The sequence below is a fragment of the Streptomyces sp. NPDC044061 genome (assembly GCF_056434305.1).
The window spans coordinates 227,637-248,051 of sequence record NZ_JBWKFL010000006.1; the positions used below are offsets into that span (position 1 = coordinate 227,637).

Here is a 20,415-nt window from a genome sequence, read left to right on the forward strand (position 1 = left end):
ACCACCCTACGAGGTCCGCCCGGGGCCGGACGTCAGAACTTGATGCTGCCGATCATGCTGGCGACGTTGGTCGTCAGCTCGCTGATCGTGGGAGCGACGGTCGAGGAGGCGAGGTAGAAGCCGAGCAGCATGCAGACGACAGCATGACCGCCCTTGAGCCCTGACTTCTTGATCAACAAGAAGACGATGATCGCCAGCAGCACCACCGCCGAAATCGAGAGTGCCACGGCGGCTCACCTCCAAAGATCCCGGGGACGCGGGGGGTTCGGACTATGGGGGTTGTGACTCGTATGTAGATCGGTGGAGCAAATCCATGCGGTTGCCGGCAGGTTCATACCCACTCAGCGGTAGTGATCATAACTATCCGTGCTCGCGCATCGCTCGGCGCACGGCCGCACAAGGGGGCGCATGGCCAATATGGTCAGGGGTATGACGACCGAGGCTGACTCCTTCCCCCGTCGGCACGCCCGCACCCAGCGGTTCACGCTCGGCGCGCCGCGCGCGTTCACCGTGGCACCCGACGGTTCGCGTATCGCGTTCCTGCGCTCGCCCTCCGGCACGGACCGGGCCAACTCGCTGTGGGTGCTCGATCCGGCCGACGGCGCCGAGCGTCCGGCGGCCGACCCGCGCGCCCTCCTGGGGGGCGCCTCGGAACAGCTCTCGCCCGAGGAGCGGGCGCGCCGGGAGCGCAGCCGCGAGGGCGGGGCCGGCATCGTCGGCTACGCCACCGACGCGGCCGTGGAGTTGGCGTCTTTCGCCTTGTCAGGGCGGCTGTTCACGGCCGAGCTGAGGGCCGGCACGGCGCGCGAACTCCCGGTCCCGGGACCGGTGATCGACCCGCGTCCGGCGCCGGACGGACGGCACATCGCCTACGTCACCGAGGGCGCGCTGCGGGTGGTGGGCGCCGAGGGGGAGGGCGACCGGGCGCTCGCGGAACCGGAGTCGGAGCGGGTCACCTACGGGCTCGCCGAGTTCATCGCGGCCGAGGAGATGGGGCGCTCGCGGGGGTTCTGGTGGGCGCCGGAGTCGGACCGGCTGCTGGTGGCGCGGGTGGACGACACGCCGGTGCGGCGGTGGTGGATCGCGGATCCGGCCCACCCGGAGCGTGAGCCGAACCACATCGGGTACCCCGCGGCAGGGACCGCGAACGCGGATGTACGGCTGTTCGTGCTGGGCCTGGACGGGGGGCGCACGGAGGTCGTCTGGGACCGGGCACGCTATCCGTATCTGGCGCGTGTGCACTGGTCACAGGCGGGTGCGCCGCTGCTGCTCGTGCAGTCGCGGGACCAGCGCGGACAGGTGTTCCTGGCGGTGGACCCGGACTCCGGTTCGACCCGGATGGTGCATGCCGATGAAGATCCAACATGGCTGGAACTTTTCGCCGGTGTGCCCTGCTGGAGCCCGTCCGGGCAGCTTGTCCGGATCGCGGACGAGGGGGGCGCGCGGGTCCTGACCGTGGGCGAACGACCGTTGACGGGACCGCAGTTGCACATCCGTGCGGTGCTCGATGTGACGGCCCACGACGTGCTGGTCTCGGCGTCGGCGGGCGAGGAGGCGGACTCCCCCGAGACCGGCGAGGTTCATGTCTACCGGGTCAACGAACTCGGCGTGGAGCGCGTGTCGCAGGAGCCCGGGGTTCACTCGGCGGTGCGCGCCGGCGGCGTGACGGTGCTGGTGTCCGCGAGGCTCGACAGTCCGGGCGCGCATGTCCAGGTGCTGCGTGACGGAAAACGAACGGCGACTGTCACGTCGTACACCGAAGATCCCGGTCTGTCCCCCCGTGTGACGCTCATCGAGGGGGGCGCACGCCGAATTCCGTGCGCCGTGCTTATGCCTACGGACTACCCCGGCGACACTCCCCTTCCCGTCCTGCTGGACCCGTACGGCGGGCCGCACGGCCAGCGGGTGGTCGCCGCCCACAACGCGCACCTGACCTCGCAGTGGTTCGCCGACCAGGGCTTCGCGGTGATCGTGGCCGACGGGCGGGGCACGCCGGGGCGCTCGCCGGCCTGGGAGAAGGCGGTACGCGACGACCTGGCGGCGGTCGTCCTGCAGGACCAGGTCGACGCGCTGCACGCGCTCGCCGGGGAGTTCCCGCTGGACCTGGACCGGGTGGCGATCCGGGGCTGGTCCTTCGGCGGCTACCTGGCCGCGCTTGCGGTACTGCGCCGGCCGGACGTCTTCCACGCGGCGGTGGTCGGGGCACCCGTCACCGATCTGCGGCTGTACGACACCCACTACCAGGAGCGCTACCTCGGCCATCCGGACGAGCGGCCGGAGGTCTACCGCCGCAACTCGCTGGTCGACGACGCGGGTCTGGTCGACCCGGCCGAGCCGCACCGCCCGATGATGATCATCCACGGGCTGGCGGACGACAACGTGGTCGTGGCCCACTCCCTCCGCCTGTCCTCGGCCCTGCTGGCCGCGGGCCGCCCGCACGAGGTCCTGCCGCTGTCCGGGGTGACCCACATGACCCCGCAGGAGACCGTCGCCGAGAACCTGCTGCGACTGCAGCTGGACTTCCTCAGGCGTTCGCTGGCACAACCGGGCAAACCTGCGTGAACCACGTTTACACGCAGGCAACTTGACGGAAGCGGTACCGATATACGGACGCGGGAGGCTGAACAGCGTACGGCCGTGCGGGTGCCGTGAACGGGCCGGGGTGCACCATGTCACCCCGGCCCGTTGCCGTTCCCGGCGGGCAGCTGCGGCTCCTCCGGCGGCACGACCTGCATCTCCTCCGCGAAGTGGCAGGCGGAGTCGTGGGCCGCGGGGCCGGTGGCGTGGCGGAACTCCTCGGGGACCGCCAGTGCCGGGACCTCCACGGCACAGCGCTCGCGGGCCTTCCAGCAGCGGGTGCGGAAACGGCAGCCCGAGGGGATGTCGGTCGGGGACGGGACGTCGCCCGTGAGAATGATCCGTTCGCGGTGTTCGCGGGCCTCGGGGTCGGGGACGGGAACGGCGGAGAGCAGCGCCTGGGTGTAGGGGTGCGTGGGGTGGTCGTAGATCTCGGCGTCCCGGCCGATCTCCACGATCCGGCCCAGGTACATGACCGCGACCCGGTCCGAGATGTGCCGGACGATCGAGAGGTCGTGGGCAATGAAGACGTAGGAGAGCTCGAACTCCGACTGCAGGCGGTCGAGCAGGTTGATCACCTGGGCCTGGACCGAGACGTCCAGGGCGGAGACCGGTTCGTCCGCGACGATCACCTCGGGGTGCAGGGCCAGGCCCCGCGCGATGCCGATGCGCTGGCGCTGGCCGCCGGAGAACTGGTGCGGGTAGCGGTTGATGTACTCGGGGTTGAGGCCGACCACGTCCAGGAGTTCCCGCACCCTGCGGCGGCGGTCGCCCTTGGGGGCCACCTCGGGGTGGATGTCGTACGGCTCCCCGATGATGTCGCCGACCGTCATACGGGGGTTGAGGGAGGTGTACGGGTCCTGGAAGACCATCTGGATGTTGCGGCGGACGGCCTTCAGGGCCCGGCCGGACAGCTTGGTGATGTCCTCGCCCTTGAACCTGATCGAACCCGCCGTCGGGCGCTCCAGGTTGCACAGCATCTTCGCCACCGTCGACTTGCCGCAGCCGGACTCCCCGACGATGCCCAGGGTCTCTCCCCTGCCGAGCGTGAAGTCGACGCCGTCGACCGCCTTCACCGCGCCGACCTGCTTCTTGAACAGGATCCCCCGGGTCAGCGGGTAGTACTTGACGAGGCCGCTGACCTCCAGGATCGGCTCAGTGGGCGGGGCCATTCAGGCACTCCCTCCAGAAGTGGCAGGCGCTGCCGCGTACGTCGGACACCTCGTACAGCGGGGGCACGTCCGTGCGGCAGACGTCCCGGGCCATCGGGCAACGGGGGTGGAAGGCGCAGCCGGGCGGGATGTTCATCAGGTTCGGCGGCAGGCCCTTGATGGCGTACAGCTCCTGCCCCTTCTGGTCCAGGCGCGGGATGGAGTCCAGCAGGCCGCGGGTGTAGGGGTGGGCGGGCGCCTTGTAGATGTCGTGGACGGGGGCCGACTCGACGATCTTCCCCGCGTACATCACCGCGATCCGGTCGGCCACGTCCGCGACGACGCCGAGGTCGTGCGTGATGAGGATCAGTCCCATGCCGTCCTCGCGCCGCAACTCCGCGAGCAGGTCCATGACCTGGGCCTGGACGGTGACGTCCAGGGCGGTGGTGGGCTCGTCGGCGATGATGAGCGCCGGCTCCAGCGCCATCGCCATGGCGATCATGATGCGCTGGCGCATGCCGCCGGAGAACTGGTGCGGGTAGTCCCGGACCCGCTGGGCCGCGGCCGGGATGCGCACCCGGTCCATCAGCTCGACCGCCTTGGCCCGCGCGTCCTTCTTCGACATCCCGCGGTGCACGACGAACATCTCGCCGAGCTGGTCGCCCACGGACAGCACCGGATTGAGCGAGGACAGCGCGTCCTGGAAGATCATCGCCATCCGGGCGCCCCGGACCCGCCGCCGCTCCTCCTCCTTGAGCGTCAGCAGGTCCCTGCCCTGGAAGAGGATCTCGCCGCCGGTGATCCCTCCCGGCGGCATGTCCAGGATCCCCATCACGGCCTGCGCGGTCACCGACTTCCCGGAGCCCGACTCACCGAGCACCGCCAGGGTCTCCCCCGCGTCGACGGCGTACGACACCCCGTTGACGGCGTGGGCGATCCCGTCCCGGGTCCGGAACTCCACGTGCAGGTCCCGCACTTCCAGCAGCATGACGCCGTCACCTCAGCTTCGGGTCCAGGGCGTCGCGTACCGCGTCGCCGAGCATGATGAAGGCCAGGACCGTGAGCGCGAGGGCTCCCGAGGGCCACAGCAGGGCGTGCGGGGCGTTGCGGACGTAGGGGGAGGCGGCGGAGATGTCGATGCCCCAGGAGACGCTCGGCGGCTTCAGGCCGACGCCGAGGTAGGACAGGGTCGCCTCCAGCGCGATGTAGGTGCCGAGCGCGATGGTGGCGACGACGATCACGGGCGCCACGGCGTTGGGCGCGATGTGGCGCAGCAGCATGCGGGAGTTGGAGGCGCCGAGGGCGCGGGCGGCCTGGACGTAGTCGTTCTGCCGGGCGGTGATGACCGAGCCGCGTGCGATGCGGGAGATCTGCGGCCAGCCGAGCAGCACCATGAACCCGATGACGGGCCAGACGGTGTTGCTGGTCACCACGGAGAGCAGGACGAGACCGCCGAGGACCACTGGGATGGCGAAGAAGATGTCGGTCGTCCGGGACAGGAACGAGTCCCACACCCCGCCGAAGAAGCCCGCCAGCCCACCGAGCACCGACCCCAGGATCGCGACCCCGAGGGTGGCGCACACGCCCACCGTGACGGACGTACGGGCGCCGTACACGGTCCGTGTGTAGACGTTGCAGCCCTGGCCGTCGTACCCGAAGGGGGCACCGGGCCCGGGGCCGTCCTGGGCCTTGGCCAGGTCGCACTTGAGGGGACTGCCGGGGGCGATCGCCGAGGGCCACAGGGAGATGAAGACCAGGAAGACGATGACCAGGGCGGAGATGATGAAGACCGGGTTGCGTCGCAGGTCCCGCCAGGCGTCGGACCACAGCGACCGTGGCTTGCCCTGCGGGCCGGTGCCCTCGGGACCGCCCGGCGCCCGCTCCAGCGTCGTCGCCTCGCTCGCGGCGAGGTCCATCGCCCCGCCCATCCCGGTGCCGGCGATCGCGCCCTCGGACTCGTACGACTGTTCAGGCATAGCGGATCCTCGGGTCGAGCACGGCGTACAGCAGGTCCACGAGCAGGTTGGCGACCAGGAAGACCAGGACGAGCACGGTCACGAAGCCGACGACCGTCTGGGTGTTCTGCCGCAGGATGCCCTGGTAGAGCTGGTAGCCGACGCCGTGGATGTTGAAGATCCGCTCCGTGACGATCGCCCCGCCCATCAGCGCGCCGACGTCGGCGCCGATGAAGGTGACCACGGGGATGAGGGAGTTGCGCAGCAGGTGCCGGGTGATGACCCGGTGCCGGGGCAGGCCCTTGGCGACGGCCGTGCGGACGTAGTCGGACCGCTTGTTCTCCGCGATGGAGGTCCTGGTGAGCCGGGTGACATAGGCGAGCGAGACGGAGGCGAGGACCAGGCCGGGCACGATCAGTTCGTCGAAGGGGGCCTGAGGGGAGACGGACGGTTTGATCCAGCCCCACTGGACGCCGAGCAGCAGCTGGAGCAGCAGGCCGGTGACGAAGGTGGGCACGGAGATGACGACGAGCGTGAGGACGAGGACCGAGGTGTCGACGGGCCGGCCGCGCCGCAGACCGGTCAGCACGCCGAGGGTGATGCCGATGACGATCTCGAAGAGGATGGCGACGATCGTGAGCCGGATGGTGACCGGGAACGCCGACGCCATCAGCTCGGTGACCGGCTGGCCGTTGAACGCCGTACCGAAGTCGCCGGTGAAGACGTTCCCCATGTAGGTGAGGTACTGCTGCCAGACCGGCTTGTCCAAGCCGAACTCCTTCTTCAGCTGAGCGGCGGTGGCCGGGTCGCAGGCCCGCTCGCCGCACAGCCCCGCGATGGGGTCGCCCATCACGTTCACCATCACGAAGATCAGCAGAGTGGCCCCGATGAACACCGGGATCATCTGGACCAGTCGCCTGACCACATAGCGCCCCATGGCGGGTCAGCCGACCTTGATCTCGTTGTAGACCGGCACGCTGAAGGGGTTGAGCGCCACGTGGGACAGCCGGGCGGAATAGCCGGCGCTGCCGTTCTGGTACCAGAGCGGGATGGCGGCCATGTTGTCCCTCACCACGCCCTCGGCCTGCTGGAAGAGCGCGATCGCCTTGGCGGTGTCGGTCTCGGCGTTGGCCTGGTCGATGAGCCTGTCGAACTGCTTGTTGGACCATTTGCCGTCGTTGGAGGAGGCGTTCGTGTAGTACAGCGGCTGCAGGAAGTTCTGGATCAGGGGGTAGTCCATCTGCCAGCCGGCCCGGAAGGGACCGGACATCCGGTGCTGGGTGATCTGGTTGCGGAAGTCGGCGAAAGTGCCGACCGGGTTGCCGACGCAGGCCTTGTCGTTGCCCAGCGCGTTGTTGATGGAGTTGCACACGGCATCCACCCACTGCTTGTGCGAGCCCGTGTCCGCGTTGTAGGTGATCTTCAGTGCGCCGCCCGGGATTCCGCCGCCCTCCTTGACGAGCTTCTTCGCCTGGACGGGGTCGTACTCGCAGGCGTGGCCGCACAGACCGGCCTGGAAGCCGCCTTCCTTGCCGAGGACCGGCGAGGTCCAGTCGGTGGCCGGGGTGCGGGTGCCGCGGAACAGGGTCTGGGTGATCTGCCCGCGGTTGATCGCCATCGACAGACCCGTGCGGACCTTCCGGGCTCCGTCGGTGTTCCAGGCCGGGTCGTAGTACGGGAAGGCGAGCGTCTGCAGGATGCCGGCGGGGGTGTTGATGTAGCGGCCGTTCAGGTCCGTCTCGACGTTCTTGAGCTGGGTGGCGGGCACGTCGTCGACCAGGTCGAGGTTGCCGGCCAGCACGTCGGTGTACGCGGTGTTGTTGTCGGTGTAGACCAGCAGGGTGACACCGTCGTTGCGGGCGGGGTCGGGGCCGGGGTAGGCGTCCCACTTCCTCAGGGCCATCGCGGAGCCCTTGGTGTAAGAATCGATCAGGTACGGCCCGTCGCCGACCGGTCTGCTGACCCAGGCCGCGTGGTCGGTGAAGAACGCCTTCGGCAGGGGGGCGAAGGCCACGTAGCCGAGGGTGTCGGGGAAGCTGGAGAACTTCTGGTTGAGCCTGACGGTGAAGGTCCTGGGGCCCGTGACCTTCAGCCCCGAGAGCGTGTCGGCGGTCTGGGGTCCGCTGTCGGGGTGGACCTTGTCGTAGCCCTCGATGTAGCCGAAGAAGTACGCGTTCTTCTGGTTGTTCCTCAGGCCGGCGCCGTAGTTCCAGGCGTCGACGAAGGACTTCGCGGTGACCGGCTCCCCGTTGCTGAACTTCCAGCCGTCCTTGACGGTGATGGTGAAGTTCCGCGAGTCGGGGGTGTCGATCCGCTCGGCGAGCATGTTCTCCGCCTTGGCCGTCCGGGGGTCGTACCGCTTCAGCCCGCGGAAGATCATGTCGAGCACCTTGCCGCCCTGCACCTCGTTGGTGTTGGACGGCTCCAGCGGGTTCTGCGGATCGCCCCAGGAGGAGGTCAGCACCCCGGCACCACCCGCACCGCCGGTGCCGCTTCCGCAGGCCGTGGCGGCGAGCCCCACCGCCAGCGCACCGGCGGCCCATCGGGCGTGCGTGAATCCACGCATGCGTGCCTCCTCCGCGATCACTCACAGTACCGGTCAATATCGGCACATAAGGCACATACCGCATGCGCGCCGCTCGATTGAGGGGCCGTTGGGGTGACGGGGGGATGCACGGTGGATGGAGCGGCCGTGCGGGGCGAGGACGAAGAAAGGCCCGCACCTCGTCCAGGCGCGGGACCCCCGCCTCGCCGCTCGGCACACGAGACGTGTCAGCCGCGGCTCGTGACGACGCACGGCGGACAGAGCTTCTGAAGATACGTTTTTGCGTAAGCGTTGCCGCGTACGGATCCCGCAGCGGTCAGAGACCGGCGCTGATCCATCCGCGCTGGACCGCCTTCGCCCCGGCCTGGAACCGGCTGCGGGCCTCCAGCTTCTCCATCAGTTCGGCCGCCATACGGCGGGCGGTCCGGGGTGAGACACCGAGGCGGCGGGCGATGACCTCGTCGGTGTACCCGTCGTACAGGAGCCTGAGGTACTCCGTCTCCACCCGGCTCGGCCGGTGCGGCACCTCGGGGTCACGGGTACCGCCGAGCGGCGTGGCCCGCTGCCAGAAGCTGTCGAACAGTTCGCACATGGCCGCGAGAACGCCCTTGCCGCGCAGCAGCAGCACCCCGTCGCCGGTCGACTCGTCGTCCATCGGGACGACCGCGGTGTGCCGGTCGACGATCAGCATCCGGACCGGCAGGGTCGGCACCGTGCGGACCTGGCCGCCCCGGCCGGTCAACCAGGTGGCGTAGGCGACGGACGGCTGATGGTTGCGCACGCTGTCCAGATACAGGGTGCGCATTCGCACCCCACGGTCGAGGAGTTCTTGGTCCTGCGGTCTCGCCGCCTCCATGTTCTCGGCCGTCTGAGCCCCCGGCGCGAATGCCATCACTTCGGTGGTCACCTCCCGGCAGAGGAGGCCGATGCGATCCCGGATCTCGTCTATTCCGACCGCCTGCTCGATTTCACCGACCGGTCCGCCGGGCGTCTCCGTGAATTCCGCGGCCAGCTTCTCCACCGCGATCCGGACATCCTCCGTCCGCTTACGTTCCTCCGCGAGCCGGGCCTCCTGCCGGGCCAGCAGCCATTTCAGCGCGGTCTGCGGGCCGACCGCCCGCACCCGGGCGGGCAACTCGGCGGAAATCCGGACCAGCGACAACTCGCTCAATATGTCCAGCTGACTGCGGAGTTCATTCTCCGAAAGGCCCGTTATCGCCAGGATCTCGTGGAAATCCCTGTCCGGATGACTCAGTACTGCGCGGTAGATACTGGCGGTCTCATCCTTTATTCCGAGCACGTCAAACACCCATATCCCCCTTCGCGAACCGGTTTGGCCTGACCGGCGCGCAGGCATCCTACCTGCCGAGGTTGTCCATCAGAAGGGCGTCATTGACGCACGGCCTTCAGTAGATCTTCAGAACTTCATGAATCAACGTACGGAGAGTCACCAAGGAGCCGTAGGGAAATCTTCCGAATGGTGCAAGAAGCAGTCAACTGTCCGATGTCAGTATCGATGCACACGGCGGCCCCTCATCCGGATCCGGGGCCGGAGAGGGGAACGGGATGCGCTGGGACGGGGTACACATAGCGGCGACCGGGGTCTGGCTGCCCGGCAGGCTGTCGGCCGAGGAGGCGGTGGCGGCGGGGGCGTACGACGCCGACGAGCACGCCGCCAACAGGATCGTGTCGGTGACCGCGGCCGAGACCGGGGCCGACGACGGCCCGGCGGCTCCGGAGATGGCGGCACGTGCGGCGCGTACGACGCTGCGGCGGGCGGGCACGGCCGCGGAGCGGGTGTCCGCGGTGTTCCACAGCCATGTCTGGTTCCAGGGCGCCGACATGTGGGCGCCGGCCTCCTATGTGGCGGACCGCGCGGCCGGTTCGGGTGTGCCGGCCTTCGGCCTCCAGCAGTCGTGCAACGCCGGGGTCTCCTCGCTGGAACTCGGTGCCCGTCACCTGGACGCGGACGGCGCCGTGCTGCTCACCACCGCGGACCGGTTCTCCGGCCCGTCGTTCGACCGCTGGCGCTGCGAGCGGGGGCTGGTGTACGGGGACGCGGGCACCGCGCTGGTGCTGTCGGCCGCCGGCGGGTTCGCCCGGCTGCTGTCCACCTCGACCGCGGTGGACAACTCCCTGGAGGCGATCTCCCGTCCCGCGCTCCCGGCCACGGATCCGGCTCGGACCGACCGTCCGCTGGACCTCAGTGCCCTCGCGGACGAGTACGTCAGGGCGAACGGCGATCCGCGCAGACTGACGCTCCGGACGGCCCAGGTCGCCGACGCCTCGGTGCGCCAGGCGCTGGCGGACGCGGACACCCGCATGGAGGACGTCGCACGGGTGGTGCTCAACGCCACCGGCCGGTCCCGGATGCGCTGGCAGCTGGAGCTCCAGCTCGGCCTGAACGAGAAGATCTCCAACTGGGAGTTCTGCAGCGAGGTCGGGCACCTCGGAGCGGGCGACCACTTCGCGGGGCTCAACGACCTGGTGGAGTCCGGCCAGGTGTTCCCCGGCGACCGGGTCCTGCTGGTCGGCGGTGGCACGGGGTACAGCTGCACTTCGGCGGTCGTCGAGATCACGGAGATCCCGAGCTGGTCCGACTGAGCGGGGCCCGCCTGCCCGGCCCGCGCGGCTACGCGGCCGGCCCCTGCGGCACGGGGCCGTGGGGCTCCCGAACAAGTGTCAGTCTGCGGCCGGAGCCGGTGGCGGGTGCGGGTGCGGGTGCGGGTGCGGGTGCGGGTGCGGGTGCGGCGAGGGTGGTGACGGCCGGCGGGCGGCGATCCCCTGTTCCGGGCAGCGGGACGAGCGCCGCCGGCACCCCCGAGAGCACGGCCTGCTGCACGGCGCGCAGCTCCGCCCCGGGGGTCAGGCCCAGCTGGTCTCCGAGCAGCCGGCTCGCCCGCTGGTAGGCGGCCAGTGCGTCGGCCTGCCGGTCCGCCCGGTACAGCGCCTGCATCAACAGGGCCCACAGGCGCTCCCGGTAGGGATGTTCGGCGGTGAGCGCCACGAGCGAAGGGACGGCCTCGGCGTAGGTGCCGGCCAGCAGGGCGAGTTCGGCGTGGTCCTCGACCGCGCCGAGGCGCAGTTCGGTCAGCCGGGCCCGTTCGATCTCCAGCAGCGGACCGCCGACGCCGGTGAGCGGCGGCCCCTGCCACTCGGCGAGGGCCCGGGCGGCCGCCAGTTCGGCGGCCACGGGCTCGCCGGCCGCCCGCAGTGTGCGGGCCTCGGCCCGCGCGGTCTGGAACCGGCCGAGGTCGTGCTCCGCGGCGGTCACCGCAAGCCGGTATGAGGAGCCGATGCGCTCGATGATCCCGCCCGCCGCCCGCGGCGCCCGCTGCGGTTCCAGCAGCCGGCGCAGCTTGGAGACGTAGACCTGCACCAGATTGCCGCCCGAGGCGGCACCGTCGCCGGACCAGACGGCCTGGAGCAGTTCGTCCCGGCCGACCGGGGTGCCGGCGCGCAGCACCAGCATGGCGAGCAGGGACCGCTGCCGGGGGCCGCCGAGCGGCAGCTCCACACCGTCGCGGCGGCACCGGACCTCGCCCAGGACCGTCAGGTCCAGACGAAGCCCGGGCACGGGGTACGGGCCTTGCGAGGTGGCCTTGGTCATGGGTTTCTCCCGCGAGGAACGTGAACGCTGAACGATCCCCATTCTGGCCGTGCGACCGACGGACGCCCCGGACACACCGCCGGCAGAAAGCGTCAACGGCCGCAATAGGTCAGCGCCTCGCCCCGTGGCCTTTTCCGGCCAGCGCAGAAAACGTCCAGGGACAATTCGTGGTGACGGTGAGGCGGGCTGCCGCATGCTCACCGGCATGTTTCTCGTCCATGCGCGCCTGAAGTCCTCCGGCACGCGTTTTCCCGCTGATTTCGCCGCTCTCGTCGCACGCTGCGCGGAGCCCGACGAGGGGCTCCGGCACAGCGTGTTCCACCCCGACGCGCCCACCGGACCGGTGCTCGGCCTGTTCCTGTCAGCACCCTCCCTGCGCCTCGCGGAGACCGCGGCCCGAGCCGTCGTGGAGCGGGCCCTGAACCACCACGACTCCCTGTCAGGGGTTTGCCTCGTCGGCTGCGAAGCCGCCCTGCCCACGCCCTACTTCGAGTGGCTGCTGAGCCTGCCCGACGACGGTGGACGGCTTATGCCACCGGCGGATTAGGCCAGTCGGGAACCGGTGACAAGCCCCGTCACCTCAGGAAAAGTACTGGTCATCGCCCCCCGGGACGCCCCGGCAGAGGCCCTCTCCCCACCACTGCGGACCTTGGTCCGCCCTGCCCTGAAAGAGGAGTCACCATGTCCGTCACCTCCCTGACCGCCGCCGCCAAGACCGCCGTCGCCGCCCTGCTGTTCGTCGTCGCGCTGCTCGTGGCGGCCCCCCTGACGGCGCACGGCGAGCAGCACGCGTCCGGCACCACCGTCGCCGCGGACGCGGCCCCCACCGTCACCACGAAGGACACCACCGGCTGGCAGTGACCGGCAGGGCCCCGCATGCGGCCCGACTGCTTGGCCTCGCACCAGAATCCCTGCTCCTGAGAAATTCCACGAAGAGGCACATCAGATGACCATCGAGGCCGATCTTCCGCTTTTCAGCAGCACCCCTGAATCGTCGCCGAACAGGGTCCTGGAAATTTCTCGCAGTGATCCGCTGGACTGGATCTTCCAGTCCACGACCGCCCCCGTCGTAGAAATCCGCGGCGACCGCTGGACCGGAAAAAGCGAAATTCTCTCCCGGCTCTCGGCCGAGGCCGCCCTGCACGGCTGGAGCGTCGCCTCGGGCACCGCCTCCGCCCAACCGTTCCGCTCCATCTCCCTGGGGCTCTTCATGGACGCGCTGGACGAGCCCCTCGCCGGAACCGGACTCCCGGGCGACCCCTTCGGCCGCTACCAGGTGTTCCGTGCCGTGCGGAACCTGCTGGAGTCACTGAGCCCTGCCACCGGAATGCTCCTGGCGCTCGACGACGTGCACCGGGCCGACGAGGCGTCCGTGGACCTGCTGTCCTACCTGCTGCGCCACCCTCCGGCCGGCCGGGTGGTGCTGGCCCTGGCCCACCGTCCGCGCCAGACGGACCCCGGCCTGCGGAACCTGCTCGACCAGGCCGCCGCACGGCAGTCGGCCCATCGCCTCACGCCTGCCGTGCTCGACCCGCAGGAGGCGCTGGCCCTGCTGCCCGACGACCTCAGCCGGTCCCGGCAGGAGCGGATGCTCGACGTCTCGGAGCACAATCCCGGGCTGCTGAAGGCCCTCGGTTCCACCCGGAGTCTGCTCGGTGCGGACGGCCGCGCCCTGCCCTCCCTCCCCCTGCACGTGCTCACCGAGACGCTGCGCGACTTCGCGTCGCTGAGTCCGGCGAGCTGGCTGGTGGTCAGATCGGCGGCCGTTCTCGGCGAGCCCTTCGACCCCGCCGCACTGCGGGCCGTGGCCCAGGTGAGCGAGGAGGAACTCCGTTCGGCCGTTGACGAGTTGACCGGTGAGGACCTGCTGCGCGCGGAGGGCACCTCGTCGCTGCTCGGCTTCGGCAACCCGGTGCTCCGCGCTGCCGCGTACCAGTCGGCGGGCCCCGGCTGGCTGTTCGGCGCCCATGCCCGTGCGGCCCGTCTGCTGGCCGCGCGGGACGCCGACGCCGTCCGGCTGGCCGAGCATCTGCAGCACGGCGCGTCGCTCGGCGACCGCGACAGCGCACAGATCCTGCTGCGGGCCGCGGGCGTACGGCAGTGGAACGACCCGCAGCGGTCGGCCGTCTGGGCGCGTGCCGCACTCGCCCTGGGGCTGCCGGAGGAGGACGCGGCACGGGCGCGGTTGCAGCTCGGCAGCGCACTGACCCTGTGCGGCCGGCTGCGGGAGGCGGTCGACGTCCTGGGGCCGCTGGCCCGGGTGCGCGAGGCCGGGAGCGGTGCAGGGCTCGACGCCGCCCACTGGTACGGGCAGGCCCTGTGGCTGTCGGGTGCGCACGACGCCGCCGACCGCGTCCTGGCGACGGCCATGGAGGAGGCGGTACCCGACGGTCACGAGCAGCGGGCCGGGCTTCTCGCCACCCGCATCGCGCTCGCCCTGGACACCGCGCGCCCGGTGCCGGACGGTCTGGTGACCACGCTGCTGACCACGGCTGAGCACCTCGGACCTGTCGCCCGTGCCGGGATCTACGCGCTGAGCGCGGCGGCCGCCCTGAAGTCCGCGTCGGGGGAACACGCGGACTTCCACGCGGTCGCGGCGGCCCGGCTGCTGGACCGGGCGGCCGACGACGCCGTCGTGCCCCACATCGACGGGCTGTACTGGCTGGCCGGGACGGAGGCCGCACTGGGCCGGCACGACGCCGCGCACCGGCACTACGAGCGCGGCCTGCGGCTCGCGGAGTCCCGGCGGCTGCGGGTGCTCGCGCCCCGGTTCGCCAGCGCGCTGGCGGGGCTCGCACCGGCCCGGCGTGACCCGGCACCGGCCACGACGCCCACGACCCCGGCGGTGCCGCCCGAATCCGTGGCACCGCTCGACGAGGCCGACGGCGCCCGGGGCGGGACCGCCGGGGCGGCTGCCGCCGGCTGCGAGGGGCTGTCCCGGCTGAGCAAGCGGGAACTGGAGATCGCCGTCCTGGTCAGCGGTGGCCGGACCAACCAGCAGATCGCCCGGTCGCTGGAGGTCAGCCACAAGACGGTGGAGACCCACATGGGCCGCATCTTCAAGAAGCTCGCCGTCTCCTCCCGAGCGGAGGTCGCCGCGATGGTGGGCCGCTCGGACCGGGTCCCGGAACCGGGCCGGTGACATGGGGCGGCCCCGGGTCCGCGGGAAGACGGTGCGGGCGGGCGGCCCCGGTCGCCCGGGGCCGCCCGCCGTCTCACCCGCGTGCCTCGGCCGCGGCCGGCAGCTTCAGTCTCCCGTCGGCTCCCCTTCCGGCCACGAAGCGGGCGCGATCGGCACGGACCAGTGCCGGCCGCTTGGCCGGGGCCGGAACGGCCTCGGCCACGAACGCGGCGATCGCGGCCACCGTGGGGCTCTCGAAGAGCAGTCCGAACGGTGGAACCGTGCCGTACTCCTCCCGGACCCGCTCCAGGAGACGGGACATCACCAGCGAGTGGGCCCCGAGTTCGAACAGATCGTCGGTGCGCCCGATCCGTACGTTGGGCAGCAGCGCGGCGGCGAACTCGGTGATCCGCCGTTCGGCCGGCGTGCGCGCGGACCCGTGGCCGTCCTGCTCCTCCCGGCCCTGCTCCGGGTCGGGTTCGGGCAGGGCGCGCCGGTTCACCTTGCCGTTCGGTGTGAGGGGCAGGGCGTCCAGCACCGTGATGACGGATGGGACCGCGTACGACGGCAGCCAGGCCCGCAGGGCCGTGCGCAGCTCGCCGCGGTCCAGGTGCGGACCGGTCGGCTCGACGTACGCCGCCAGTCGCGCGTCCGAACCGGTTCCGTCGACGATCACCGCGGCCCGGCGGACCGTCGGCTGCCGCTCCAGGGTGCTCTCGATCTCGCCGAGTTCGATGCGGTGTCCGTGCACCTTGACCTGTGTGTCGGCCCGTCCTACGAAGGCGAGGCGGCCGTCCGCGCGCCGGCGCACCAGATCACCGGTGCGGTACAGCCGGGCGCCGGGCGAAGCGCCGAAGGGGTGCGGCACGAAACGCTCGGCCGTCAGTGCGGGCCTCCCCAGGTAGCCGTGGGCGAGACCGGCACCGCCGATGTACAGCTCACCCGTCACCCCCACCGGCAGGGGCCGCATCCCCGGATCGAGGACGTACAGCTCGGTGTTGGCCAGCGGGCGGCCCAGCGGTACGTCGGCGGTCTCCGAGCCGACCGGGGTGCTCACCGACCAGACGGTGGTCTCGGTCGGACCGTAGACGTTCCACAACTTCGTGCCCCGCGCGGGCAGTTCGCGGGTCAGCTCGGTCGGCATGCGCTCGCCCCCGCACAGCGCGGTGAGCCCGGGCGTGCCGGTCCAGCCTGCGTCCAGCAGCAGCTGCCAGGAGACCGGGGTGGCCTGGAGGTGGGTGATGCGCCCGCCGTCGAGGCAGGCCCGCAGCCGGGCCCCGGAGGCCGCCGTCTGCGGGTCCGCCAGATGGACGGTGGCGCCGCTGGCCAGGGGCAGGAAGTAGTCCAGGAGGCTGATGTCGAAGGTGGGCGTGGTCACCGACAGCCAGCCGTCGCCGGGTGCCGTCGGCAGGTCCCGGCCCATCGCCATGATCATGTTCGTCAGCGACCGGTGGGCGATCACGACGCCCTTGGGGTTGCCCGTGGAGCCGGACGTGTAGATGACGTACGCGGGGGACTCCGGGTGGAGATGCACCGCCGGCGGCCGGTCCGCCTCCGTCCCGTCCGGTCGCAGGACCAGGGCGTGGTCGGCGTCGCCGTCGGCGAGGACGGCAGCGGTCTCCGCGTCCCGCAGCACATAGGCGATCCGGTCGGCCGGAAGCCCTGGGTCCAGGGGCAGATAGGCCGCGCCGGACTTCATCACGCCCAGCAGGGCCGCGAGCAGCTGGGGCGTGCGGGGCAGCAGCACCGCCACCAGGTCTCCGGGGCCGATGCCGGCCCGGTGCAGCCGGTGGGCGATGCCGTTGGCCAGCCTGTCCAGGCGCCCGTAGTCGAGGGGTTCGGCTCCGCCGCCGGCGAGGAGGACGGCGGGTGCGCCGGGCGCGGCGGCGGCCCGCGCCTCGAACCGGGCGACGACGCTCACGTCCGCTTCGTGGGCGACCGCGGTGTCGTTCCACTCGCGTGCCACCAGCCGCTGTTCGGCCTCACCCATGACCGGCAGGTCACCGGCGGCGGTGCCCGGGTCTCGGGACACGGCGTCCAGCAGGGCCACCAGCCGCTCGGCGAGCAGCCCGGCGGTCCGCTCCTCGTACAGGTCGGTGTCGTAGCGCAGGGTGCCGGACAGGCCGCCGTCGACCCGCCCGAAGGTGAGCTGGACGTCGAACTGGCTGCCGCCGACGGGCAGGGAACGGGTGACGCAGTGGAGGCCGCCGACCGTGAAGGGGGTGCCTTCGTGGTTCACCGCCATGGACACCAGCGCCTCGGACCGCTCCCCCGGCGTCTGGTGCAGCGTCAGCAGCGAGCGGACCAGGGGCCTGCCGCTGTGGTCGCGGGTCGGGCTCAGCCGTTCCACCAGCGAGGAGAACGGCGTGTCCGCGCCGCCGAACGCCTCCTGCGCGGTGCTGTGGGCCTGCCGCAGCAGCGCGGTGAAGGGCGCCGCGAGGTCGATCGTGGCGGGCAGCGGGACGGTGTTGACCAGGCAGCCGATGGTGCCGGCGAGGTCGGCGTCGGCGCGGCCGTGCACCGGGGTGCCGACGACGACGTCGTCGCTGCCGGTGCAGCGGGCCAGCAGCAGGTGGCAGGCGGCCAGCAGCACGCTGTAGAGGGTCGTGCCCTCCTGCCGGGCCAGCTCCGTCAGGCGGCGCGTGGTGGCCGCGTCGATGCGCAGCGGCAGGCTCGCGCCGCGCATCCGGGGCACGGCGGGCCGGGCGTGGTCGGCCGGCGGTGCCGTCTCGGCCGTGACGCCGGCCAGGGCCTCGGCCCACCGGTCCAGGCGGGCGCGGCTCGCGGGCGAGTCCAGGCGACGGGTCTGCCGGTGGGTGAAGACCGGGTAGGGCAGTGCCTCGGCGGTGGCGGGTTCCCGGCCGGCCAGGACGGCCGGGTAGACCTCGTCGAGTTCCTCGAGGAGCAGGGCGAGGGACCACAGGTCCGCGACCAGGTGGTGCAGGGCCAGCACCAGCCGGTGGACGTCGTCGCCGCGGCTGAACAGCCGGACCCGCAGCAGGGGACCGCGGTGCAGGTCGAACGGTGCCTCGGCGGCCTGTGCCACCCGCTCGGCGAAGTCCGCCTCGTCCGCGCCGCTCAGGTCGGCGTGCGCGAACGACGGAGGCAGCTCGGCGTGCACCCGCTGGACGGGCTCGCCGGCCACGAGCGGGAAGGTGCTGCGCAGTGCCGCGTGCCGGGCGGTGACCCGTTCCAGAGCGGTCCGCAGCGCCTCCGGGTCGACGGGTCCGCGGATGTCGAAGGAGGCGGCGATCAGGTTCGCCGGGCTGCCCGGGGCGACCTGGTCGGTGAACCACAGGGCCGCCTGGTTGCGGGAGAGCGGGTGGTCGCCGGGTACGGATCCCGCGGTACGGTCCCGGGCCAGGTCCGCTTCCGAGTCCTCGTTCTCGGGGGCGGCGTCCAGTCGGTCGCAGACCAGCCGTGCCAGACCGGCGAGGTCGGTGTCGAGGGCCTCGTCGAGAGCGAGGTCGACGCCGATCCGGCCGCGCAGGGCGTGCCGCAGGCGTACGGCGCCCAGCGAGTCGAGGCCCAGCGTCGACAGCACCACGCCCGGCGCGAACTCCTCGCCGCGGGCCTTGAGTTGTTCGCTCAGCAGGTCGCGCAGCAGCGTGAACACCAGGCCGGGCCTGAGCTCCGGGGGCAGGGCGAGCAGGTCCTCGGCGGGCGCGGTCGTGTGCTGCGCGGGCGCGGAGCCGGTGGCGGCGGGTGTGTGCGGGAGGTGCCCTTCGGCGGCCAGGACGGTGAGTTCGCCGTCGAGGTAGGCGGCGGCGCAGGCATGGCGCTGGACCTTGCCGCTGGACGTGCGGGGCAGGGTGGCGGCCCGGATGAGCACCACGGCGAGGGGGCGTACGCCGTGTTCCTCGGCGACGGCGGTGCGGACCTGCCGGGCCAGCGCGGTGAGGTCGCCGTCCTGGTGGTCGCGAGCGATCTCGTGCACGACGACCACGTGCTCGGTGCCGTCGTGGTCGACCTGAACGGCGGCTCCGCAGTTCGGCCGGAGCGCGGGGTGCACGGACTCGACGGTCCGCTCGATGTCCTGCGGGTAGTGGTTGCGGCCGCGTACGACGATGAGGTCCTTGAGCCGTCCGGTGACGAAGAGGTCGCCGTCGCGGAGCGCTCCGAGGTCACCGGTGCGCAGGAAGGCGGCGCCGTCCGGTCCGTCGTCGGCGAGCCGGGCGCGAAAGGTGTCCTCGCTGAGACCAGGCCGGTTCCAGTAGCCGCGGGCCACGCTCGGCCCGGACACCCAGACCTCGCCGACGGAGCCGTCGGGCACCCGCAGCCGGGTCTGCGGATCGACGATCTCCAGGCGCTGCTCGGGGTCCGGCCGGCCGCTGCCGACCAGCTCGAACGCGGAGCTGGGCCGGCCGTCGGAGCCGATCGGGGCCAGGTCGGGGGTGAGCCGGGCCGGTGCGCTGCCGTGCGGTTTGCAGGTGACGATCAGGGTCGCCTCGGCCAGGCCGTAGCAGGGCGTGAACGCCTCGGCGCGGAAGCCGGCCGGGGCGAAGGCCGCGCTGAACCGCTCAAGCGTCTCGGCCCGGATCGGCTCGGCCCCGTTGAACGCGACCTCCCACCTGCTCAGGTCCAGCCCGTCCAGGGCTTCGGGCGTGACCAGGTCGGCGCACAGGTCGTAGGCGAAGTTGGGGCCGCCGCTCACGGTGGCGCCGGTGCGGCTGATCTCCCGGAGCCAGCGCAGCGGGTCCTGGCTGAAGGAGGCGGGCGACATCAGGGCGCAGGAGCCGCCGTAGTACAGCGGCTGCAGCATGCCGCCGATGAGGCCCATGTCGTGGAAGAGCGGCAGCCAAGACATGCCGACGGTGTGCTCGGTGGTGCGGAACGCGCGCTGGATGAGGGCGGAGTTGTGCAGCAGGTTGCCGTGGCTGAGCAGCACGCCGCGCGGGGTGGAGGTGGAGCCGGAGGTGTACTGGAGGAAGGCGGTGGTGTCCGCGGTGACGGCCGGCGGCAGCCACCGGCCGGCCTCGTCCTCGGGCACGGCGTCGGTGGCCTCCAGGCGCAGGGTGTCCATGAGCAGCCCGTCGTGGTCGCCGGGCAGCAGCCGTTCACGGATCCGGGACGTGGTCAGCGCCAGGTCCGCCCCGCAGTCGGCGACGATGCCGGCCAGCCGCTCCACCGACCGGGGCCGGCGGGTGGGCGGGTACACGGGTACCGCGACGGCTCCCGCGTACAGGCAGGCCACGAACGACACGACGTAGTCGAGGCCGGGCGGTTGCAGCAGCACGACGGGCCGGCCCACCGCCCGGTGCCGCTGCAGCCGGGCCGCGACGGCCCGCGCCAGCCGGTCGAGCCGGCCGTAGGTGAGGACCTCGGGGGCGTCGCCCTCGGCGGCGGAGAAGGTGAAGGCCGTCCTCGCCGGGTCGGCCGACGCCCTTGCGGTGATCAGTGAGATCCAGTCCTGGTGCTCTGTTGGCGGGTTCACGCGTCTGCGTTCCTCGTGGCTC

14 protein-coding genes are annotated in these 20,415 nt (G+C 71.7%); 5 read left to right on the forward strand and 9 right to left on the reverse strand.

Annotated elements, in window-relative coordinates:
- Positions 1 to 32 precede the first annotated feature (32 nt).
- Positions 33 to 227, reverse strand: coding sequence for a hypothetical protein (locus tag AC07CM_RS12475; RefSeq protein WP_030346161.1), 195 nt, complete (start codon positions 225 to 227; stop codon positions 33 to 35).
- A gap of 202 nt (positions 228 to 429) precedes the next feature.
- Between AC07CM_RS12475 and AC07CM_RS12480 the strand changes: the two genes are divergently transcribed.
- On the forward strand, positions 430 to 2,562 hold the full coding sequence (locus tag AC07CM_RS12480) for a S9 family peptidase (protein ID WP_478876323.1): 2,133 nt from the start codon (positions 430 to 432) through the stop codon (positions 2,560 to 2,562).
- Between the two features lie 110 nt (positions 2,563 to 2,672).
- Here the strand turns inward: AC07CM_RS12480 and AC07CM_RS12485 are convergent, their stop codons facing one another.
- From AC07CM_RS12485 to AC07CM_RS12510, 6 genes are all read right to left on the reverse strand, one after another.
- The gene (locus AC07CM_RS12485; protein WP_478876324.1) at positions 2,673 to 3,749 is read right to left on the reverse strand and encodes an ABC transporter ATP-binding protein; all 1,077 of its coding nucleotides are present in this window, start codon (positions 3,747 to 3,749) and stop codon (positions 2,673 to 2,675) included.
- Complete coding sequence (locus AC07CM_RS12490; RefSeq protein WP_478876325.1) at positions 3,733 to 4,716, reverse strand: ABC transporter ATP-binding protein; 984 nt, start codon at positions 4,714 to 4,716, stop codon at positions 3,733 to 3,735. The genes AC07CM_RS12485 and AC07CM_RS12490 overlap by 17 nt, the downstream gene beginning before the upstream one ends.
- A 7-nt stretch (positions 4,717 to 4,723) precedes the next feature.
- Positions 4,724 to 5,704 (reverse strand): ABC transporter permease, encoded by a 981-nt coding sequence (locus tag AC07CM_RS12495; protein WP_478876326.1) that lies wholly within the window; start codon positions 5,702 to 5,704, stop codon positions 4,724 to 4,726.
- A complete protein-coding gene (locus AC07CM_RS12500; protein ID WP_478876327.1) occupies positions 5,697 to 6,620 on the reverse strand; it encodes an ABC transporter permease in 924 nt (307 codons plus the stop codon). The genes AC07CM_RS12495 and AC07CM_RS12500 overlap by 8 nt, the downstream gene beginning before the upstream one ends.
- Positions 6,621 to 6,626: 6 nt before the next feature.
- Positions 6,627 to 8,249, reverse strand: coding sequence for a peptide ABC transporter substrate-binding protein (locus tag AC07CM_RS12505; protein ID WP_478876328.1), 1,623 nt, complete (start codon positions 8,247 to 8,249; stop codon positions 6,627 to 6,629).
- Between the two features lie 295 nt (positions 8,250 to 8,544).
- A complete protein-coding gene (locus AC07CM_RS12510; protein WP_478876329.1) occupies positions 8,545 to 9,399 on the reverse strand; it encodes a helix-turn-helix transcriptional regulator in 855 nt (284 codons plus the stop codon).
- A gap of 395 nt (positions 9,400 to 9,794) precedes the next feature.
- On the opposite strand from AC07CM_RS12510, the gene AC07CM_RS12515 reads away from it, so the two are divergent.
- Positions 9,795 to 10,832, forward strand: a complete 1,038-nt coding sequence (locus AC07CM_RS12515; RefSeq protein ID WP_478876330.1) for a ketoacyl-ACP synthase III family protein — start codon at positions 9,795 to 9,797, stop codon at positions 10,830 to 10,832.
- Positions 10,833 to 10,860: 28 nt separating this feature from the next.
- Here AC07CM_RS12515 and AC07CM_RS12520 read toward each other — a convergent pair whose 3' ends face one another.
- Positions 10,861 to 11,838, reverse strand: a complete 978-nt coding sequence (locus tag AC07CM_RS12520; RefSeq protein ID WP_478876331.1) for an AfsR/SARP family transcriptional regulator — start codon at positions 11,836 to 11,838, stop codon at positions 10,861 to 10,863.
- A gap of 205 nt (positions 11,839 to 12,043) precedes the next feature.
- Here AC07CM_RS12520 and AC07CM_RS12525 point away from each other — a divergent pair, with 205 nt between their 5' ends.
- The 3 genes from AC07CM_RS12525 to AC07CM_RS12535 all read left to right on the forward strand — a co-directional run bounded on the left by AC07CM_RS12525 (position 12,044) and on the right by AC07CM_RS12535 (position 14,980).
- Positions 12,044 to 12,385 (forward strand): hypothetical protein, encoded by a 342-nt coding sequence (locus AC07CM_RS12525; protein ID WP_478876332.1) that lies wholly within the window; start codon positions 12,044 to 12,046, stop codon positions 12,383 to 12,385.
- Between the two features lie 134 nt (positions 12,386 to 12,519).
- A complete protein-coding gene (locus AC07CM_RS12530; protein ID WP_478876333.1) occupies positions 12,520 to 12,699 on the forward strand; it encodes a hypothetical protein in 180 nt (59 codons plus the stop codon).
- 85 nt (positions 12,700 to 12,784) lie between these two features.
- On the forward strand, positions 12,785 to 14,980 hold the full coding sequence (locus AC07CM_RS12535; RefSeq protein ID WP_478876334.1) for a helix-turn-helix transcriptional regulator: 2,196 nt from the start codon (positions 12,785 to 12,787) through the stop codon (positions 14,978 to 14,980).
- A gap of 73 nt (positions 14,981 to 15,053) precedes the next feature.
- Here the strand turns inward: AC07CM_RS12535 and AC07CM_RS12540 are convergent, their stop codons facing one another.
- Positions 15,054 to 20,393: an amino acid adenylation domain-containing protein gene (locus AC07CM_RS12540; RefSeq protein WP_478876335.1), complete on the reverse strand. Its 5,340-nt coding sequence runs from the start codon at positions 20,391 to 20,393 to the stop codon at positions 15,054 to 15,056.
- Between the last annotated feature and the right edge of the window lie 22 nt (positions 20,394 to 20,415).